The organism is Sorangium sp. So ce836 (genome assembly GCF_028553905.1).
GTDB classification, from domain to species: domain Bacteria; phylum Myxococcota_A; class Polyangia; order Polyangiales; family Polyangiaceae; genus Sorangium; species Sorangium cellulosum_D.
Window position 1 is genome coordinate 4,932,046 of sequence record NZ_CP102233.1, and the last position, 19,356, is coordinate 4,951,401.

The following is a 19,356-nucleotide window of genomic DNA, read 5'->3' on the forward strand; positions in this document are numbered from 1 at the left end:
ACGCTCGCCGCGGGCGGGCCCGGAGCCGGCCTCGCGCCGCGCACGCCGGAGCGGCGCGTCACGAGAGCGGCCGCGCAGCCGCCCGGCGTCGCGCGCGCGGCGTCACGCGCGCGGCATCACGCGCGCCGTCGCCGCCATCCGGCGAGGAGCGCGGCAGCGGCGAGCCACGCAGCCGCCGAGGTCGCCGGCCCATCGGCGCGCACCGCGAGCCCGCAGCCGTTGCCATGCGCCCGCGGATCCGTGCCTCCGGGCCGGGGAGCCGCGCCGCCGCCGTCGGCGCCGCCACCGCCGCCGTTCCCGGCATCGCCGCCGCCCGCGCCGCTTTCCCCGCCTGCGCCGCCGTCGCCGCCTGCGCCGCCGTCCCCAGCGTCGCCGCCCGCGCCGGCATCGCCGCCAGCGCCGCCGCTTCCGTTGCCGGCGTCGTCGGGCACGCAGCCGCCGGCCACGCAGGTCCCGCCGGGGCAGCGCGCGCCCTCGTTCGGGAACAGCGTGCACTCGCCGTACCTCGGGTGGCACCGCGCAGCGGTGCAGACGTTCCCGGAGGGCGCGCACTCGACCGGCGCGCCGCCCCTGCAGACGCCGCCGTTGCACGCGTCGGCCAGGGTGCAGGGGTCGCCGTCGTCGCAGGGCGTGCCGTCGGGCTTCGGGGGCGCGTCGCAGGCGCACGCGTCACCGACGCCGTCGCCGTTCGCGTCCTCCTGCCCGCGGTTCGGCAGGAGCGGGCAGTTGTCGGCGCCGTCGGGCGCGCCGTCGTTGTCGTCGTCGTCATCGCACCGGTCGCCCTGGCCGTCGCCGTCGGTGTCGCTCTGGCTCGGGTTCGACAGGAACAGGCAGTTGTCGGCGCCGTCGGGCGCGCCGTCGTTGTCGTCGTCGTCGTCGCACGCATCCCCGTCGCCGTCGCGGTCGATGTCGGACTGGTCGGCGTTGGGCGTGGAGGGGCAATTGTCCGCGCGGTCCTCGACGCCGTCGTTGTCCCTGTCGAGCGCGCCCGCGTCGCAGGCGTCGCCCAGCCCATCGCCGTCGGTGTCGGTCTGCTCGGGGTTGGGGACGAAGGGGCAGTTGTCGGCCTCGTCGCTCGCCGCGTCGTTGTCGTCGTCGCCGTCGCAGGCGTCGCCCAGCCCGTCGCCGTCGGTGTCGGTCTGCTCGGGGTTGGGGACGAAGGGGCAGTTGTCGGCCTCGTCGCTCGCCGCGTCGTTGTCGTCGTCGCCGTCGCAGGCGTCGCCCAGCCCGTCGCCGTCGGTGTCGGTCTGCTCGGGGTTGGGGACGAAGGGGCAGTTGTCGGCCTCGTCGCTCGCCGCGTCGTCGTCGTCGTCGCCGTCGCAGGCGTCGCCCAGCCCGTCGCCGTCGGTGTCGGTCTGCTCGGGGTTGGGGACGAAGGGGCAGTTGTCGGCCTCGTCGCTCGCCGCGTCACCGTCGTCGTCGCCGTCGCAGGCGTCGCCCAGCCCGTCGCCGTCGTGATTCGCCTGGTCGGGGTTCGGCACCGACGGGCAGTTGTCGTCGGCGTCGTCCACCCCGTCGTCGTCGGCGTCGTCACCGAGGTCCCAGTTGACGACGCCGGCTCGCTCGGCCGCCGTCATCCCGAGCAGCGCGGCCGCCGGGAGGGCGTCGAGGTAGTCCGCGCCCGCGTGCGCGTCGGCCCGGCTCGCGTGCTGCCCGCCGAAGTGCATGAGGATCTGCGTCCCCCCGGGGGGCACCGACAGGGAGAACTCGACCACGGGCCCCTGCGTCGCCGCGCAGTCGTCGGTGACCATCCCGACGCTCCCCGGCACCACCGCCGCCGAAGGCCCGTAGAAATTGAAGTGGAGGCTCGGATCCCCGCCCGCATCGAAGTCGTCCGTGGCGAGCCACCGGTCCGCCGGCGTGAACTCCAGGTCTCCGGTGTGCGATTGCGTGATCGCGGTGTCGGTGTCGGAGCCGACGTTCGTCTCGATCCGCACGACCGCGCGCAGCGCGGCGGCCGTCGGGTTGTGGACGATCTCCAGGAAGCGCGCCCAGCCCTCTTCGGTGGGCACATACACCTTCCGGGTGACCTCGAGGCTGCCGAGGAGCGCCGGCCCGTGGACGAGCTGCCGCCCGTCCATCTCCGCCGCCCGGGCCGAGGACGGGAACCTCACCCCGTCCACCCGCAGCAGCATGCCGGTGTCGAAGGCGTCGATGCTCCCGTTGTTGATCACCCCGTCCGTCCCGACGTCCCACAGGAAGCTGCGGCCATCCACGAGCTGCTGAATGGGAGGCGCCGCAATGCACTGCGCCGCCGCGCTCCGCGGCGCCGCCGCGAGCGCCAGCGCGACGCCGAGCCCCGTGGCCATGACGGTTCGCTTCATGCTCTCTCTCTTCTGCTCCCCGGATCCGCGTCTCACGGCCCGATCGCGCGTCGACGCGGCGGCGCTGCGCGGCGCCGCCCGCGCGCTACTTCTTCTCCACGACCACGAGCTCGATCCGCCGGTTCTTCTCCCGGCCGGCCGCGCTCTTGTTGTCCGCGATCGGCTGGCTCGCCCCGTACCCCTTCGCGACCAGCCGCTCGGCCTCGACCCCCTTCTCGACGAGCCACCTGCGCACCGCCTCGGCGCGCGCCGTCGAGAGCGTCTCGTTGAACTTGGCGTTGCCGGCGCCGTCCGTGTGCGCGCCGACCTCGATCTTCACCCACTCCGGGTGCTGCGCGATCACGTCGCGCACCTCGGCGAGCACCGCCTCGCTCTTCGGATCGATCGGCGCCGGGTCACTCTTCATCACGCGGAACGCGACGGGCTCCAGCAGCACGACCCGCTCGCCCTGCACCCGCACCCGCGTCGGGCAGCCGCGCGCGGACGCGTCCTCGCTCGCCGGGCCCTTCTCGAGCGGGCATGCGTCGGCGTCGTCGAGCAGGCCGTCGCCGTCCTGATCCGCGGGCGGGCTCGGCGCCGCTGCGGGGCAGCCCGGGCGCGTCGCGCCGCCCGCCGCGTCGCCCTTCTCCGCGGGGCACGCGTCGAGCGCGTCGGGCAGGCCGTCGCCGTCCTGATCCGCGGGGCAGCCGCGCCGCGCCGGATCGCCGCCCCCGCCGCCCGCGGCCGCGTCGGGGCACGCGTCGTCCGGATCGGCGACGCCGTCCTCGTCCCGGTCCTCCACGGGGCAGCCATTTCGCCGCGCGTCCGCGCTGGCCGGCCCGTACGCGTACGGGCACGCGTCCGCCGCGCCGACGACGCCGTCCGCGTCCGGGTCCGGGTCCGCCGCCCGCTCGGGCGGCCCCGCAGGCGGAGCCCACGCCACGGTCCCGATCGCGCGGAACGACGGCGCGCCGATCGCGTCCCCGAGGCCTGGACCGGCGGCCGCCCCGACGACGAGGCCCGCGAGCGGGCGGAGCCGGGCGCCGAGCAGGAGCTCGGCGCTCGTCGTCCGATCCACGGCGACCCGCTCGCGATCGGTGAGCGACAGCGAGCCGCCCTGCAGCATCGTCTCGGCGTACGCCTCCGGGCCGATCTGCAGCCGCTCGTCCCAGAGCAGCACGGCCGCGCCGCCGCCGTACGTGAGCGTCGAGGGGTTCTCGGAGCTCCGCATCACCGCGCCGCCCGCGACGCTCCACACGAAGCGCGCGACCCGCCCGCCGAGCAGGAGCTGCGGCGTCACGCGCACCGCGCCCTCGCCGACGTACGCGTCCGAGCTGCCCGTCGGCAGGTGCAGGGCCGCGCCCGTGCCGATCTGGAACGCGCCGCGATCGTCGCCGAGCAACCGGACGCGCACGCCGACGCGCAGGTCGCCGGGCGCAGGGGACGACGGCGCCTCGGGCGCGCCCGCGCCGGCCGCGGCCGCGGGGCCGTCGCCGCTCTGGGCGAGCGCGATCGGCAGGGAGGCCGACACGAGCAGCCGGTCCCAGAGCGAGAGCGAGCCGCCGACGTGGAGGTGCGACTGGCTGCCGACGATCACCCGCTCGGGCGAGACGCCGTCCGAGAGCGTGAGCAGATCCTCCGCGTGATCGAACAGGACGAGCCCGCGCGGAACCAGGTGCCCGCCGATGGACGGCGACGGCACGCCGAAGAGCGGGTCGCCCGCGGGGGTCGGCTCGAACCGGCTCAGCGCGACGGCGCCGGGCCCCTCCGCGTACGCCGGCGGTGCGCCCAGGGCGATGCCGAGGAGCGCGCCCGCGAGCGCCGCGCCCACCGTGATCAGGCCTCTCATGAGCGGCGGATGGTATCCTCGCGAGCGCAGGCGGAGCAAAGGCGATTTGTCCGCGGCGTTTCCATGTTGCTCGCCCGGCGCGCGCATCGGTTAGCATCACGCTGACCGGAGCGCGGCCTGCGAGGGCCGCCTCCGCCAGCAAGGAGCATCGATGCGAGGGAAGCATCTGGGCCAGTGGGGGCGCGCCGTCGTGGCCGCGCTCGGGGTGGGGCTCGCGGCGGGCGGTGCGGCGGCCCAGCCCGCGCCGGCCGCTCCCGCGCCGGCCGCGCCAGCACCGCCCGCGGAGAAGCCGCTCGCGGAGTCGCTGACCGGGATGGCCAGGGCCGAGCACGGGGCGGGCGACGCGCTGTTCGCCGACGGCGACTACGCGGGCGCGCTCGCGCGGTTCGAGCGCGCCTACGAGCTGTCGCGCGATCACCGCCTGCTCTGGAAGGTCGCGCTCTGCCAGAAGAACCTGCGGCGCTACGCCAAGATGCTCGCGACGCTGCGCCGGATGGAGGCCGAGGCGGGCGCCGCGCTGTCGCCCCGCGACAGGCAGGACATCGCCGACCTGATCCAGGCCGCCGGGGCGTTCGTGTCCCGCCTCGAGATCACGGCGAGCGAGCCGGGGGCCACGGTGTTCGTGGACGACGAGCCGGTCGGGACGACGCCGCTCGCCGAGCCGGTGCCGATCGACATCGGCGACCGCCGCATCCGCGTCTCGAAGCCCGGCTTCGTCGACGTCGTCCGCCGGGAGACGGTGGTCGGCGGCGGCACCCTCGCCCTCGTGGCGCGGCTCGACCGGGCGGTGCACCGGGGGCGGCTCGCGATCGCCGCGCGCCCGGACGATCTCATCGCGATCGACGGCAAGGTGGTCGGCAAGGGCCGCTGGGAGGGCGCGGTGGCGAGCGGGACCCACGCGCTGCGCGTGACGGCGCCCGGGATGACGCCGCACGAGGTCGACGTCCTGGTCCGCGACGAGGAGCTCCGCCGCATCGACGTCTCGCTGGAGCGCGCGCCGGAGCGGGGCGGCGCGAGCAAGTGGCTCTGGATCGGCGGCGGCGCGGCGATCTTCGCCGGCGCGCTCGTCGCGGGGGCGCTGCTGTTCGAGCCGGGGACGCCGGCGGAGCGGGGCAGCCTCGGCACGGTCCCGCTCGGGTTTGGAGGGAGGCGTTGATGCGCGCGAAGCGGACGAGCTCGAGGTCGATGGCGGCGGCGCTCCTCGCGCTCGCGGGGGCGGCGGGGGCCGCGTCCTGCAGCGGGGAGAGGGGGCAGCTCATGGTCGTCTTCCAGACGGACATGTCGCTGCCGAAGGACATCGACACGATCCGGGTCGAGGCCACGCTCGAGGGGTCCATCGTCTACGACGAGACGTTCGAGCGGCTCGGGAGCGAGGACTCGATCCGCCTGCCCGCCACGCTCGGCTTCCTCACCCCCGACGATCCTTCGCAGGCGCTCCGGGTGCGCGTCATCGCGAGCCGCGGCGGCAAGGAGGGGGTGCGCGTGCTGCGCGAGGTGCTCACGACGGTGCCGGAGGGCCGCACCGCGACGCTCCACATGCCCATCCAGTTCCTGTGCGACGGCTCGGCCGACGTCGAGCGCGACGCGCAGGGCAACGTGCTGCGCGACGCGCAGGGCAACGTGCTGGTCAAGAACAGCTGCCCCGAGGGCCAGAGCTGCGTCGCCGGCGAGTGCAAGCCGCGCGAGATCGACTCGCGCACCCTGCCCGAGTTCGAGGCCCAGGCCGTGTTCGGCGGCGGCGTCGGCGAGACCGACGGGCTCTGCTTCGACACCGTCCGGTGCTTCGCCGCGGCCACGTCGGCGCAGGTCGATCTGGCGAGGTACGAGGCGAACCCGGCCGACTGCGTGGCGACCGCGCCGAGCGGCGAGGTGAACGTCGCGCTCCTCACGCAGGGCGGCGGCATCTGCGGCGAGAGCGCGTGCTACGTCCCGCTCGACGCCGAGAGCGAAGCGGGCTTCCGGGTGGAGGAGGGCAACGTCCTCCGGCTCCCCGCCGCGGTGTGCAAGCGGGTGAAGGAGGGCAAGCTCGCGGGGCTCGCGATCGCGATCGCGGGCGAGGGGGAGGGCGCGGGGACGTGCCGCACGAAGGGCACGGATCTGCCGACGTGCGGCCCGTGGTCGGCGTTGGCCGGCGGCCAGTACACGGGGCCCGACGCGGCGGCGCCCATCCCGGTCGCGGTCGCGCAGGTCCACCCGGTGTCGCTGCGGGTGACCGCGGGCGGCGTGGCGTGGATCTCCGGCACCACCTTCGACGAGGCCGGCATGGCCCGGGAGGACGGGGAGCTGAAGACCGCCCCGCAGGGCGGCGGCGAGCCGCTGGTGCTCGGCGCGGCGCAGGCCTCGCCGCGGGACCTCGTGGTCGACGATGTGCGGCAGGTCGTCTTCTGGACGAACGCGGCGGACGGCACGCTGAGGGCGGCCCCGCTCGCCGGGGGCGAGCCGCGCGTGCTGCTCGCGGATCTCAAGCAGCCCGAGGGGCTCTCGCTCTCGGGCGACGCGCTCACCTGGACCGAGCTCTGGGGGGGCGGCGTCTTCAGGGCGACGCTGAGCGGCGCCGGCGCCGACGTCGCGCTCGGCACGCCGGAGGACCTCGCGCAGCCCGGCTCGGCGTTCGCGTCCCCGTACCGCGTGGCCAGCGCGGGGGACGTCGTGTGCTGGACCTACCAGGGCACGCTGGGCAGGGCCGACGGCGCGGTGGCGTGCCGCGCGCGCGGGGAGACGCTGACGGTCGCCGCCGAGCAGCTCACCCCGCGGGAGCTCGCGCTCGACGTGGACGCTCAGGGGAACGCGGCGGCGGTCTACTGGGCGAGCTTCGAGGGCGGCAGCGTCTTCCGCGCCGACCTGAGCGGGGAGGCCGTGGGCGAGCCCGAGGAGATCGCCTCGGATCAGGGGCAGCTGAACGGCATCGCGGTCGACGCGGAGCACGTCTACTGGACGCGCCGCGACGAGGGGACGGTCGTGCGCATGCCGAAGGACGGCGGGGAGCCAGAGGTGCTCGCCTCGCAGCAGACGCGGCCCGGCGACGTCGCGGTGGACGCGACGACGGTCTACTGGATCAACGAGGGCTCGCCGGATCCGGAGGACGGCATCCCGGTGAAGGACGGGGCCGTCCTGAAGCTCGCGAAGTGACGGGGGGCGGCGGCGTCCGGGGCCGCGCGCGTGCGCGGCGCGGGGGCCGCGGCCAGCTCGCCCCGCGCGGCGCCTGCGCGCTCGGCGCCGCGTGTGCTATGGCCCGACGCGTGAAGCGAACGGCCCTCCTCCTGTTCACCCTCGCGCTCCCCGCGTGCGGATCGAGCTACGCCCAGCAGGGCCCGAGCGACACGCTCCGGGCCTACGCGCAGGCGCTCCAGGAGGGGCGCGTCGACGCGGCCTACCGGCTGCTCTCGGACGAGGCCAAGCGGTCGATGTCGCTCGAGGCCTTCCGGCGCGCGGTCCAGGACAACCCGGACGACGCGCTCGAGATCGCCCGCGCCATCGCGCGGCCCGCGGCCGATCCGGTGGTGACGGCGACGGTCACCATGCCGAACGGCGAGGAGCTCCTGCTCGTCTTCGAGGGGGGCCGCTGGCGGCTCGACGCGGCGGCGGTCGATCTCTACGGCCAGGCGACGCCCCGGCAGGCGCTCGTGGGGTTCCTGAGGGCGTTCGAGCGGAGGCGCTACGACATCATCATGCGCTACGTTCCCGACGCCGAGAAGGAAGGCCTCGTGGAGCCGGCGGGCGGCGCGGCCGGCGAGGCGGGCGATCTCGGTGAGGCGGGCGCCCCGCGCGCGGAGGGCACGGCACAGCCCGCCGCGCCCGGCGGCGCGGCGGGGGGCGCTGACGCAGCGCAGAAGCCTGGCGGTCGGCCCGGGACGGCCAGGGGCGCGGCGGGCGCGGCGCAGCTCACCCCCGAGAAGCTGAAGGCCGCCTGGGAGGGGCCGCAGAAGGAGCAGATCAACCGGGTCGTCCAGGCGATCAAGGCGGCCCTGCCGACCGCGACCATCGAGGAGACCGGGGACAGCGCCTCGATGGCCTACGGCGCCGGCGGCACGGTTGCCTTCACGCGCGAGCACGGGGTCTGGAAGATCAAGGACTTCTAGCGGCGCGCCCGCTCATGGCTTCGAGAAGAGCGCTGTACTAGGGTTGTCGGCATGCCGACCGGCGATCCTCCTTCGCGAACGCCCCCCTCGCCCGACGCCGACAGCGTCCCGATCCTCCCGCTCCGCAACTCGGTCCTGTTCCCCATGTCGGTCGTGCCGATCAACGTCGGCCGGCCGCGGAGCGTGCGCCTCGTCGAGGATCTCCTCGGCCGCGAGCGCGCGCTGGTCGGCGTGATCAGCCAGCGGTCGCCGGACGTGGACGAGCCGACGTTCAAGGAGCTCTACTCCGTCGGGACCATCGCGCGCGTCGTGAAGGTAATCCGGCTCGGCCCGAACAACTACTCGGTCGTGCTGAACGGGCTCGGCCGCTTCCGCGTGAAGGCGGCGTTCTCGCTCGAGCCGTACATGCGCGCGCGGATCGAGCGCATCCCGGAGTCGCTCGTGCGCGACGTGGAGCTCGAGGCGCTCGGCGCGGGCCTGCGCGAGGCGACGCGCGAGGTGCTCGGCCTCATGCCGAACCTGCCGCGCGACACCGCCGGCATCCTCGACAACGTGCGCGAGCCCGGCGCGCTCGCGGATCTCATCGCCTCGAACTTCCCGCAGGCGCAGGCATCGGTCGGCGACAAGCAGGAGATCCTCGAGGCGTTCGACGTGAAGGCGCGCGTCCGCCTCGTGCTCGCGATGGTCGGGCGGCAGCTCGAGGTGCTGCGGGTCAAGAAGGAGATCTCCTCGATGGTCCAGGAGGAGATGGGCAAGTCGCAGCGCGAGTACATCCTCCGGCAGCAGATGAAGTCGATCAAGGAGGAGCTCGGCGAGGGCGGCGACGACGACGAGATCGAGGAGCTCCGCGAGCGCATCCGCCGCGCCAAGGTGCCGGCGGAGGTCGACAAGGTCGTGCGCAAGCAGCTCAGCCGGCTGCGCTCGATGGCGCAGCAGTCGGCCGAGTTCAACGTGACCAAGACCTACCTCGAGTGGATCGCGGATCTGCCGTGGTCCAAGACGACGGTGGACAAGCTCAGCGTCGAGAGCGTGCGGCGCTGCCTCGACGAGGATCACCTCGGGCTGGAGAAGGTGAAGAAGCGGATCGTCGAGTACTCGGCGATCCGGCAGCTCCGCTCGGACAAGAAGGGGCCGATCCTGCTCTTCATCGGGCCGCCCGGCGTCGGCAAGACGTCGCTCGGCAAGTCGATCGCGCGCAGCATGGGCCGGCGCTACGAGCGCATCGCGCTCGGCGGCGTGCGCGACGAGGCGGAGATCCGCGGGCACCGGCGCACGTACGTCGGCGCGCTGCCCGGGCGCATCCTGCAGGCGCTCAAGAAGGCGGGGACGAAGAACCCGGTGCTGGTGCTCGACGAGGTCGACAAGATGGGCGTCGATCTGCGCGGCGATCCGGCGGCGGCGCTCCTCGAGGTGCTCGATCCCGAGCAGAACTCGACGTTCCAGGATCACTACCTCGACCTGCCGTTCGATCTGTCGCAGGTGATGTTCCTCGCGACGGCGAACAACTGGGACGGCATCCCGGGGCCGCTCGTGGACCGCATGGAGGTCATCGAGGTGCCCGGCTACACGCGGACCGACAAGCTCGGGATCGCGCGGGAGTTCCTGGTGCCGAAGCAGCTGTCGGCGCACGGGCTGACCGACGAGCGGCTGGAGTTCACCGAGCCGGGCATCGCGTCGGTCATCGACCACTACACGCGCGAGGCGGGGGTGCGCGGCCTGGAGCGGCAGATCGCGGCGGTGTGCCGCGCCACGGCGGTGAAGGTCGCCGAGGGCCACGACGTGCGCGAGGTGGCGACGCCCGAGCACGTGGAGCAGGTGCTCGGCCCGCACAAGCACCGGCCCGAGCTCGCCGAGCGGACGCTCCAGCCCGGGGTGGCGACCGGCCTCGCGTGGACGCCGGCGGGTGGCGAGATCCTCTTCATCGAGGCGACGAAGATGCCGGGCAAGGGCAACGTGGTGCTCACCGGCAACATGCGGAACGTGATGCAGGAGTCGGCGAGCACGGCGGTGAGCTTCGTGCGCAGCAAGGCCGATCGGCTGCACCTCGATCCGGAGTGGCTGAAGGAGATCGATCTGCACGTGCACATCCCGCAGCACGGCACGCCGAAGGACGGGCCGAGCGCCGGGGTGACGATGTTCGCCGCGGTGGCGTCGCTGCTGCTCGGCGCGCCGGTGCGCAGCGACGTCGCGATGACGGGGGAGATCTCGCTGCGCGGGCGGGTGATGCCGGTCGGCGGCATCAAGGAGAAGCTCCTGGCGGCGCACCGGGCCGGCATCCGGCACGTGCTCATCCCGGCGAAGAACCGGCGGGATCTCGAGGATGTGCCGCAGGACGTGAAGGACCAGGTCAAGATCACGATGGTGTCCTCGATGGAGGAGATCCTGCCGCTCGTGCTGGAGCCGCCGCGGCGCGCGTCGACGCAGAGCGCGTCGGCGGACGAGATCGAGGAGCAGGCGGGGGCGTAAACGAGAGGCCCGTGCGTGGGCCGCCCGGCCCCCGGCGAGGGTGTTCTCGGCGCGGGGCGGGGTGGGGGCCCCGCCGAACTCGCCTGAGAGTTGAACCATCCGGCAAGCCGGATGGCTCAACTCTCAGGCTCAGACATCGGCCCATCCCCCACCCCGCCCCGCGCCGAGAACACCCTCGCCGGGGGCCTACGGTTTTGGGTCGAGCTTGCTCGTCGAGATCGTCGGGAACGGGACTTCTGGGCTCGCGGGGGCGGTATACTCGACCGATGCAGATCGCGGTGGTTTCGGGCGGAAATCGGGGGATCGGGCTCGAGATTTGCCGGCAGCTCTCGCGCCGCGGCGTCCACGTCGTGCTCGGGAGCAGGGACGAGGGCCGCGGGAACGCGGCGGCAGCCGCGCTCAAGGAGCAGGGGGTCTCCGTGGAGCCGCGGCGCCTCGACGTGTCGGAGGAGCGGAGCGTCAAGGAGCTCGCACGCGCGCTCGCGGCCGAGCACGGCGGGGTCGACATCGTCGTCAACAACGCGGGCATCGCGATGCAGGGCTTCGACGCCGAGGTCGCGCGCACCACCATCGAGGTCAATTTCTTCGGACCGCTCCGGCTGACCAGCGAGCTCCTCCCGCTGATGCGGGCGGAGGGGAGGATCGTCATGGTGACCAGCGGGCTCGGCGATCGACGCAGCGTCTCCAAGCCGCTCCAGGAGCAGCTAGGGAAGGCAGCGCTGACGCGCGAGGAGCTCGTCCAGCTCATGCGCAAATTCGTCAGCGACGTGAGCGCGGGGAGGCACACGGCAGAAGGGTGGCCGTCGTCGGCCTACGCGGTGTCGAAGATCGGGCTCAACGCGCTCACGGGCGTCCTCGCGAGGGAGCTCGAGGGAGACCGGCGCAAGATCCTCTGCAACGCGGCGTGCCCGGGCTGGGTGCGCACGGACATGGGCGGCGCGCAGGCGCCGCGGTCCGTGGAAGAAGGGGCCGAGACGCCGGTGTGGCTCGCGCTGCTGCCGAACGGCGGCCCGCAAGGGGGCGTGTTCCGCGACAAGGCGCCCGCGCACTGGTGAGCCGCGCGGCCGAGGCCGGGAGCGCGGCGCCGCGCCCCGGCGACGAGGCTAGCCGTGGCACGCCCGTACGAACCCGCAGCGCAGCCTGCGGCACGCCTCGATCGGGACGCCGTCGAAGCGGCCCTCCGCCGCCGCCTCGGAGAAGCGCTCGGCGAGCCGGGCGAGCTCGCGCTCGAACCGCGCGTGCTCCTCGTCGGCGATCGCCCCCATCGGGCCCGACCCCTCGAGCCACACGGGCTCCACCTCGGCGCCGAGGAACAGCACGCCAGCGCGGACCGGGCGATCCGGATGGCGCCTCCGCAACGCGAGCGCGTACGCCCGCAGGCGGAGCTCGTAGGGCGCGAGATCCGCCCGGGGTCGCGCGCGCTTGACCTCGATGACGTCGACCAGCCCGCCCGGATGCAAGACCACCAGATCGATCGCGAGCGACAGCGCGAGCCGCGCCCCGCGCCGCTCTCCGGCGCCCTGGGGCTCGACGTCGAGCACGAGCGCCTCCTCCCGCAGGAGCGCCGCCTCCTCGGCGCGCGCCTGCCGCGCGTAGGGCCCGCCCAGGAAGCGGGCGATGCCCTCGGCGGTGCGCAGCGCGTCCGGGCCGTGGGGCGCGAGCCCCTCGAAGGCGAGCCGCGCGACCACGTCCGCGGCCTCGGTCGGCTCTCCCCAGCGCGCGCGCGGCCAGCGCTGGAGCACCCGGTGCGCGGCGCGGCCGGGCGGGCGAGGATCCGCGCCGTCCTCGAGCTCGACGCGCTCCTCGCCCGGCTGCTCCGGCGGGCCCTCGACGTCGAACAGGCCGAGCTGGCCCTCGCCGGCGGGCTCGCCGATCCCGAGGAGGTGCCGCAGCCGAAAGCGGCGCGCGCACCCCTGGAACGCCGCGAGCGAGGCGGCCGCGATCAGCACGGTCCGCGCCCGCGCAGGCTCCGCGGCCGGCGCGGCCCGGGGGACCGGCGCGGCGCGCGCGTACGCGTCGGTGCCGGGCGCAGGCGGCCTGGCCTCCGCGAGGAGCGAGCGAGCCTCGAGCGTCGCGCCGATCGCGCCGGCGAGCGGCGCGGCGTCCTCGGCGCTCGGCCCCTTCAGCGTGAGCCACGCCGAGCCGCTCCGCGGCTTGGCCGAAGTGCCGACGAGCACCAGCTCGCGCTTGGCGCGGGTGATCGCGACGTACGTGAGCCGCTGCCGCTCGGCCCGCTCCCGCGCCCGCACCTCGGCGCGCGCCGCCTGGAGCGCGGGCGTGCTGAGGGGCAACAGCGGGCCGTGCGCCGACGCCTCGACGTCGTAGAGCGCGCCGAGCCGCGACGTCCGGTCGACGCGCCGCGCGTGATGGCGCACGAGCAGCGCGGCGGGGCGATCCCCCGCGGCGGGGACGTAGCTCAGGCCGGGCTGATCTGCGCGGGGCTCCGCGTTGAGATCCAGGAGCACCACGGCCGGGAAATCCAGCCCCTTGCTGGCGTGGATCGTCGTGAGCCGCACGGCGTCGTCCTCGGGCGAGAAGACGGCGGCCTCGGGCTCGTCCGCCTCGTCGCGGATCCGGCGATCGAGCCAGCGGACGAAGCTCGCGAGCGAGCCGCCCCGGCGGCGAGCGATCGAGATCAGCCGGTCGACGTTGCCGAGCCGGGCCTGGGCGCGGGGGAGCGCGGCGAGGACGCGGTCGAGATCGAAGGCGGAGATCGCGGCGCGGATCGCCTCACCGGGCGTCGAGCGGAGCGCCGCGCCGCGCAGGCCGGCGAAGCGGGCGCGGAACGCCTCGAGCCGCTCGCGATCCGCCGTGGAGAGCCGCGCGAGCGCGGGGAGGGCGCGCGCGCCGCCGGGCCCCTCGTCCTCCGGCCCCGCCGTCCGGCCCCCCGGCGCCAGCGCGGCGCTCGACCAGCGGCCGAGCAGCGGGACGGTGAGCCCGCGGCCCGGCGGCGCGAGGACCGCGAGCGCCGTGTCGGAGAGCGCCACCGCCGGGCCGCGGAGGACCGTCGCGAGCGCCAGGAGGTCGCGCGGATCGAGCAGCAGGCGGAGGATCGCGGCAACATCGCGCACCTCCGGCGCATCGAAGAGCGCCCGGCCCGCCACCACGTACGGGATCTCTAGCCGCGCGAGGGCGAGCTCGACCAGCGGGATGGTGCTCCGGCGCCGGGCGAGCACGGCGACGTCGCGGAAGCGCAGATCGCCGCCGGCGCCCTCCGCCGCCCCACCACCTGCGGCGGCGCCGCGGACGCGCCGCGCGATGTACGCGGCCGCGATCAGCGCCTCGCGCAGCTGCCCCCGCGCGTCCCGTACGAGGGCGTCGACCCCGTCCGGGGCGCTGCCGTCGTCGTCGACGAGCGCGACCTGCGTCGGGCCGCTCGCGGCCCCGCCCGGCGCCGCGACGAGGTGCTCCGCCGCGCTGTAGGCGATCTCGAAGTCGCGCGGCGCGCCCGCCCCGCCGTCGCGCGCCCCGGCGGCGCGATCCTGGGCGAAATCGCGCGCCGAGAACGCGTTGATGAACGCGAGCAGCTCGGGCGTCGACCGGCGGCTCTCGCGGAGCGCGACGAAATCGGCGCTCGGCTCGGCCGACCACAGCGAGGGCGAGAGCTCGAGCGCGCGGCCCGCGGCGGCGCCCGCGAGCTCCGCGCAGACGCGGCAGAAGATCGACACGTCGGCCCCGCGGAACCCGTAGATCGACTGCTTGCGATCGCCGACCAGGAACAGCCCGTGGCCCCACAGGCCGGCCGCCGTCGGGGCGACGCCGGCCGGGCGCGCCAGCGCCGCGTCGTCCCGCTCGCGCAGGAGGTACACGAGATCGCGCTGCACCGCGCTCGTGTCCTGGAACTCGTCGACGAGCAGCACGTCGACCGACCCGCGGACCGCCTCGCCGATCGCCGGGTCGTCGCGCAGGCCGTCGCGGGCGGCGCGCAGGAGGTCCCCGAACCCGAGGCCGCCCTCGGTGCGGCGGATGGCCGCGAGCCGCTCGCGGATCTCCTCCAGCAGCTCGACGATCTGCGCCTCGCGGCGCGACAGCGCCGGCGCCTCGCGGAGGAAGCCGAGCAGCTGCAGCGCCTTGTCGCGGTTCGTCTCGCCCGGCAGCGCCTCCCGGAAGGCGAGCAGCGCCTCGTCCGCCGGCGTGCACTTGCTCTTGTGCGGCCTGCGCTGCGTGAGCAGCTCGATCAGCGGGGCGCTCGCCGCGCTCGCGGGGAACGGCGCGCCGTCGCCCTCGCGGCCGAGCGCCGCGACGAGCGCCGCCGCCGGCTCGCGGAACGCCGCGCCGCCGAGCGCGGCGCTCTCGGCCGCCAGGCGGCGCAGCTCCCGCGCGAGCGCGCGGGCCTCGGCGGCGTGGTCGGACACCGCGAGCCGGCGCGGCGCGAGGCCGTCCTCGTCGAGCCGGTCGAGCAGCCGCGTGACCTCGCTCCGCGCGCCCTCCACGCCGCCCGTCGCGGCGACGAGCGCGCGCGCGGCCTCGGCGCGCTCGCCCCCCTCCGCGAACGCCCGGCTCAGCGCCTCGTCGACCGCGAGGTCGCTCAGCGCCTGCGCCTCCTCCTCGTCGAGGATCCGGGCGGAGGGCGAGAGCCCCATCGCGATGGCGTGCCGGTCGACGATCTGCTTGGCGACGCCGTGGAGCGTGTCGACGCGCGCCGCCGGGAGGCGGGCGAGCGCGTCCTCCGCGCGCTTGCGCAGCTCGGGGAGCGGCAGCGCCGCGCCGCCGCCCGCGCCGGGCGGACCGGCGACGGCCGCCTGCCGCGCGCGGAGGATGTCGGCGAAGGGGATGCTCGACTCGCCGTCCCAGCGGGCGATCTCCCGGAGCGATCGCTCGATGCGGTGGGCGATCTCGCGCGCCGCCGCGCGCGAGAACGTCGTCGCGACGATGCGGTCCGGCGGCACCGGCGGCGCGGCGGTCGCGGCGTCGGGCTGGCCGACGGAGGTGAGGCCGAGCGTGAGCAGCACGTAGAGCGCCGTGAGGCGGTGGGTCTTGCCGGTGCCGGCGCTCGCGGCGACCACGACGTTGCGGCGGAACGCGTAGATGAGCGCGTCGCCCTCCGCGAGCTCCGCCTCGTGCGGCGCCGCGCTCACGCGACCTCCTCCGCCGCCTCGTCCGTCGGCACGACCGCGGGGCGCCGGCACACGTCGCGCGCGTCGCAGCGCGCGCACATCGTCGCCACCGCCGGCCGCGGCGCGGCCTTGCCCTCCCAGAGCGCGACGACCGCCGCCCGCGCCGCGCGCGCGGCCTCGGCCCAGCCCTCGGCGAGCGCGCGCTGCTCCTCGACCTTGCCCGGCCACAGCTCGATGAGCCCGCGCTGGCGCACGCCGATGTAGACGGCGCGCACCTCCTCCGCGCCCAGCGCGCGCGCCGCGATGGCGCTGTACAGCGGCAGCTGGAGCGCCCGCCGCCGCTCCTTCGCGTCCGGGAGCTTGCCGGTCTTGTAGTCGACCACCCGCACCACGCGCTGATCGGTCGACCGATCGATCCGGTCGATCTGGCCGTCGACCCACAGGCTCGGCGCGCCCGCCGCGCCCTCCGCGTCGTCGTCCGACGGCGGCAGCTCGAGCGGCTGCCAGGGGGGCGGCTCCCCCGCGCCGAAGCGCCGCTCGGCCAGGAAGAAGCGGAGCTCCGGCGACGACTCCTCGCCGTCGACGGCGCGCACCACGACCTCCATCACGTCCGCGATCGCCTTCTCGACCGCCTCGCGGCGGAGCGGCGCCATGGGCGTCGACACGCCGAGCGCCGCCTCGGCCGCCGCGCGCGCGGCCGAGAGCTGCTCGGCCGGATCGCGGTCCGGGCCGAGCTCGCGCAGCGCCTCGAACGACGCCTGCAGCGCGCGGTGGATCAGCGTGCCGCGCTCCCGCGCGTCGGCCGACTCCGCGAGGTCCTCCGCGCGGCGCACCTGCAGCACGCGGCGCGCGAACGCCGCGAACGCGCAGCCCACGGCGCGCTCGATGTGGGTGACCGCGATCGGCCGGTTCGGGTGCGCCCCGCCGATCGCCGCCCGGAGCTGCGCGGCCAGCGCGGGATCCTCGTCGAGCAGGATCCGCCCCGTGTAGCGATCGATCGGCGCCCGCGGATCCAGGAAGAAGTCCGCGCGGGCGCGCTCGATCCGGACCCGCTCCGCGATGTCCGGCGCCGGCCGCCCGCCGCCCGCGAGGGCGATGAGCTCCGCGTCGCGTGGCCCGAGCGCCGCCGCGTCCGGCGCAACGCGCGAGGCGGGCTCCGTCCGCCGGGGAGCGCCGGCCGCGACGGCCGCCGCGAAGACCGGGTGCGGCTCGTTCGGCTCGCTGTCGTCCCCGCGCGTGAAGCAGACGGCGACGCGGCGCGCGCCGGCGAGCGCCCAGCCGAGCTCCGCGCGCTGGGCCGCCTGGCGCTCGCGCCCCGACGCGGGGCGGCTCGGCGCCGGCAGCCTCGCGCGGAGCGCCTCGCCGAGCAGGGTCTCGTCCGCCCCGGGGCTGCCGCCGTAGGCGCGCGCGTCGAGCCCGGTCACCACCACCACGTCGTGATCGAGCGCCGCGAGCCCGGCGGCGACGTCGACGCGCACCGCGCCGGCGCGGCCCGCGTCGCCGCGCGGCCCCGCGCCCTGCTCGGCGGCGGCCCGCTCGAGCTCCGCGTAGACCTCCGCCGCGCTGGCGGGGCGGTCCTCGCAGCCGAGATCGCGCGCCGCCCGCGCGAGCGCCTCGGCCTGCTCGCGGATCGCGCGCGCGGCCCGCGCGCCCTGGCCCATCGCGCCCAGCGCCTCGAGCGCGATCGCGCCGCCGCTCCGCCGCTCCCCGCGCAGCGCCGCGCGGAGCTCGTCGACGCCGGGCTCCCCGAAGCTCAGCTTGTCGAGGAGCGACACGAAGCGCCGCACGATCTCGGGCCGCGTCGTCGCCTCGCCGATCCAGCGGGCGCTGGCGAGCAGCCGCTCGAGCGCGTGCGGCATCCACGCCTCGTCGTCGTCGCCGTGCGCGTCGCCCGCGCGGCGCAGCGCCGAAAGGCCCAGATCGAGCTCCGCCTCCTCGATCCGCGCGTCGCGCCCCGCGGCCCGCGGCGGCCCCGCGCGGCGGTCTGCGCGGCGGGCGGCCACGACCGAGATCAGGCTCTCGATGAGCAGCCGGCCCGTGCGATCCACCTCGACCGGCACGTCGCGCAGCCGGTGGGCGAGGTCGGCCGAGCGCTTCTCTGCCTCGGCGGCGGACGCGCGGTCCACCCAGGCGCCGGCGTGGACCCCGGGCGCGCGGAGGATCTCGATCGCCTGCTCGCGGCGCACCGGGCCCACGGCGAGGCGGAGGATCGCGAGCGCGACGCGCCCGTCGGGGCAGCTCGCCGCGGCGCGGCCGCGCGGCTCGGAGAAGCGGACGCCCGCGTCGGCCAGCGCGGCCCGGAGCGGCTCGAGCGCGGCGTCGTCGAGCGCGGGTACCACGACGGCGATCCGCTCGGGAGGCACCCCGCGCCCGAGCGCGGCGGCCACCTCGGCGGCGGCGGCGCGCGCCTCGCCCTCCGCGGTCTTCGCGGCGATCGCCGCGAGCGGCTCCGCCTCCCGGTCGGGCACCCACGCGATCTCCGGCGCGTCGTCGAGCGAGGCCCAGCGCCGCTCCAGGACGTCGGCGACCGCCGCCGCGCCGTCGCCCTGCAGCGCGGGCAGCTCGACCGTCACGCCCGCGCCGCCGGAGGCGCGGACGGCGGCGTGGAGCGCCTCGACCCAGGCGAGATCGTCGGGCTCCCAGGCGACGGCGCCGCGGATCGTGACCCTGCGCGGCAGCGGCAGCGCGCCCGCCGCGCCCGCGGACCGGAGCGCCCGGCCGAGCAGGAACCCTGCGCCGCGCGGGTCCACGAGGCGCGCCGCCCGCAGGGCAGCGTCCGAGCGCTCGAGGACCTCGGCGACGGCGACCGCGTACCCGGTGCCGAGCGCCCGCAGGTCTGCCGGGGACGTCCCGGCGCGCCGGAAGCTCCCGAGGGCGCGGTCCAGGGCGAGCGCGAGCGCGACGCGCGCGGCGGGCTCGGCCGGCTGCCTGAGCCGGTCCGGCGGAAGCGCGTCGAGGGCGAGCCGGGTGGCCAGGCGGGTCGCCTGCGGGCTCGCGACGGCGACGTCCGGCGCCAGCAGGGCGAGCGCCTCGGACACGAAGCTCCACCGCGAGCGCACCTCCTGGCCCGCGGCGCGCGGGTCGAGCGCGGCCAGCTCGCGCTCGACGTGCCGCTCGGTCGGGACGATGAGGAGCGACGTCCTGATCACCGCCGCGAGACGGCCAGGTGCCGCTCCTGGGAGGCGCAGGCGCCCGGCGCGGCAGGACGCTGGGAGGGCGCCGGTGCGCGTGGATGCTCGTCCGGCAAGGGATACCTCACCGCAGAGCCTTTACTTCATGCATCCGTCCCCTCGCAACCTCCGCCGGGCGCGTGGGTTGTTGAAAAACTCCCGCGGAATGTGGGAATTCTTGTGGGAAGATCGGAAGGCGTGTTGAAAAGCCGGTTGAGAGCCGCGGGCGGTCCGGGCGGCGATCGCCTGCAATCCTGCGGAATTGCAAGCGGCCGGGCGGCAAGAGGGCACGCCCGGGGCGCTCTCCGGTTATCAACAGGCTCAGCGGTCCGCGGCGGCGCACCGGCGCGACAGCGCTTCACGATGTGCGTCGCGAGCGATCTCGACAGCGGCTGAGGGGAAGGCTGGCTGGGGCGCTCTGTCGGGAGGCGC

Annotated in this window: 9 protein-coding genes; 5 read left to right on the top strand and 4 right to left on the bottom strand. The window is 76.1% G+C overall.

What is annotated here, in order from left to right; genetic code table 11:
• Positions 1-116: 116 nt before the first annotated feature.
• Together NQZ70_RS18020 and NQZ70_RS18025 are read right to left on the bottom strand one after the other, a co-directional pair.
• Positions 117-2,324 carry a thrombospondin type 3 repeat-containing protein gene (locus NQZ70_RS18020; RefSeq protein ID WP_237245394.1) on the bottom strand — a complete coding sequence of 736 codons (2,208 nt, stop codon included), beginning with the start codon at positions 2,322-2,324 and terminating at the stop codon, positions 117-119.
• Between the two features lie 85 nt (positions 2,325-2,409).
• Positions 2,410-4,152 (bottom strand): OmpA family protein, encoded by a 1,743-nt coding sequence (locus NQZ70_RS18025; protein WP_129575316.1) that lies wholly within the window; start codon positions 4,150-4,152, stop codon positions 2,410-2,412.
• Positions 4,153-4,303: 151 nt separating this feature from the next.
• On the opposite strand from NQZ70_RS18025, the gene NQZ70_RS18030 reads away from it, so the two are divergent.
• The 5 genes from NQZ70_RS18030 (at position 4,304) to NQZ70_RS18050 (ending at position 11,752) form a co-directional block, all read left to right on the top strand.
• Entirely contained in the window at positions 4,304-5,308 is a 1,005-nt protein-coding gene (locus NQZ70_RS18030; protein WP_129575317.1) for a PEGA domain-containing protein, read from the top strand.
• On the top strand, positions 5,308-7,281 hold the full coding sequence (locus tag NQZ70_RS18035) for a hypothetical protein (protein ID WP_129575318.1): 1,974 nt from the start codon (positions 5,308-5,310) through the stop codon (positions 7,279-7,281). The genes NQZ70_RS18030 and NQZ70_RS18035 overlap by 1 nt, the downstream gene beginning before the upstream one ends.
• A 110-nt stretch (positions 7,282-7,391) precedes the next feature.
• Positions 7,392-8,231, top strand: coding sequence for a hypothetical protein (locus tag NQZ70_RS18040; RefSeq protein ID WP_129575319.1), 840 nt, complete (start codon positions 7,392-7,394; stop codon positions 8,229-8,231).
• A 51-nt stretch (positions 8,232-8,282) separates the two neighbouring features.
• On the top strand, positions 8,283-10,697 hold the full coding sequence (lon, locus tag NQZ70_RS18045; RefSeq protein ID WP_129575320.1) for an endopeptidase La: 2,415 nt from the start codon (positions 8,283-8,285) through the stop codon (positions 10,695-10,697).
• A gap of 266 nt (positions 10,698-10,963) precedes the next feature.
• Complete coding sequence (locus tag NQZ70_RS18050) at positions 10,964-11,752, top strand: SDR family oxidoreductase (protein ID WP_129575321.1); 789 nt, start codon at positions 10,964-10,966, stop codon at positions 11,750-11,752.
• 48 nt (positions 11,753-11,800) lie between these two features.
• Here NQZ70_RS18050 and NQZ70_RS18055 read toward each other — a convergent pair whose 3' ends face one another.
• Together NQZ70_RS18055 and NQZ70_RS18060 are read right to left on the bottom strand one after the other, a co-directional pair.
• Entirely contained in the window at positions 11,801-15,775 is a 3,975-nt protein-coding gene (locus NQZ70_RS18055; RefSeq protein WP_129575322.1) for a UvrD-helicase domain-containing protein, read from the bottom strand.
• The gene (locus tag NQZ70_RS18060; RefSeq protein WP_129575323.1) at positions 15,772-18,903 is read right to left on the bottom strand and encodes a PD-(D/E)XK nuclease family protein; all 3,132 of its coding nucleotides are present in this window, start codon (positions 18,901-18,903) and stop codon (positions 15,772-15,774) included. Before NQZ70_RS18060 ends, NQZ70_RS18055 begins: the two co-directional genes overlap by 4 nt.
• Positions 18,904-19,356: the final 453 nt, after the last annotated feature.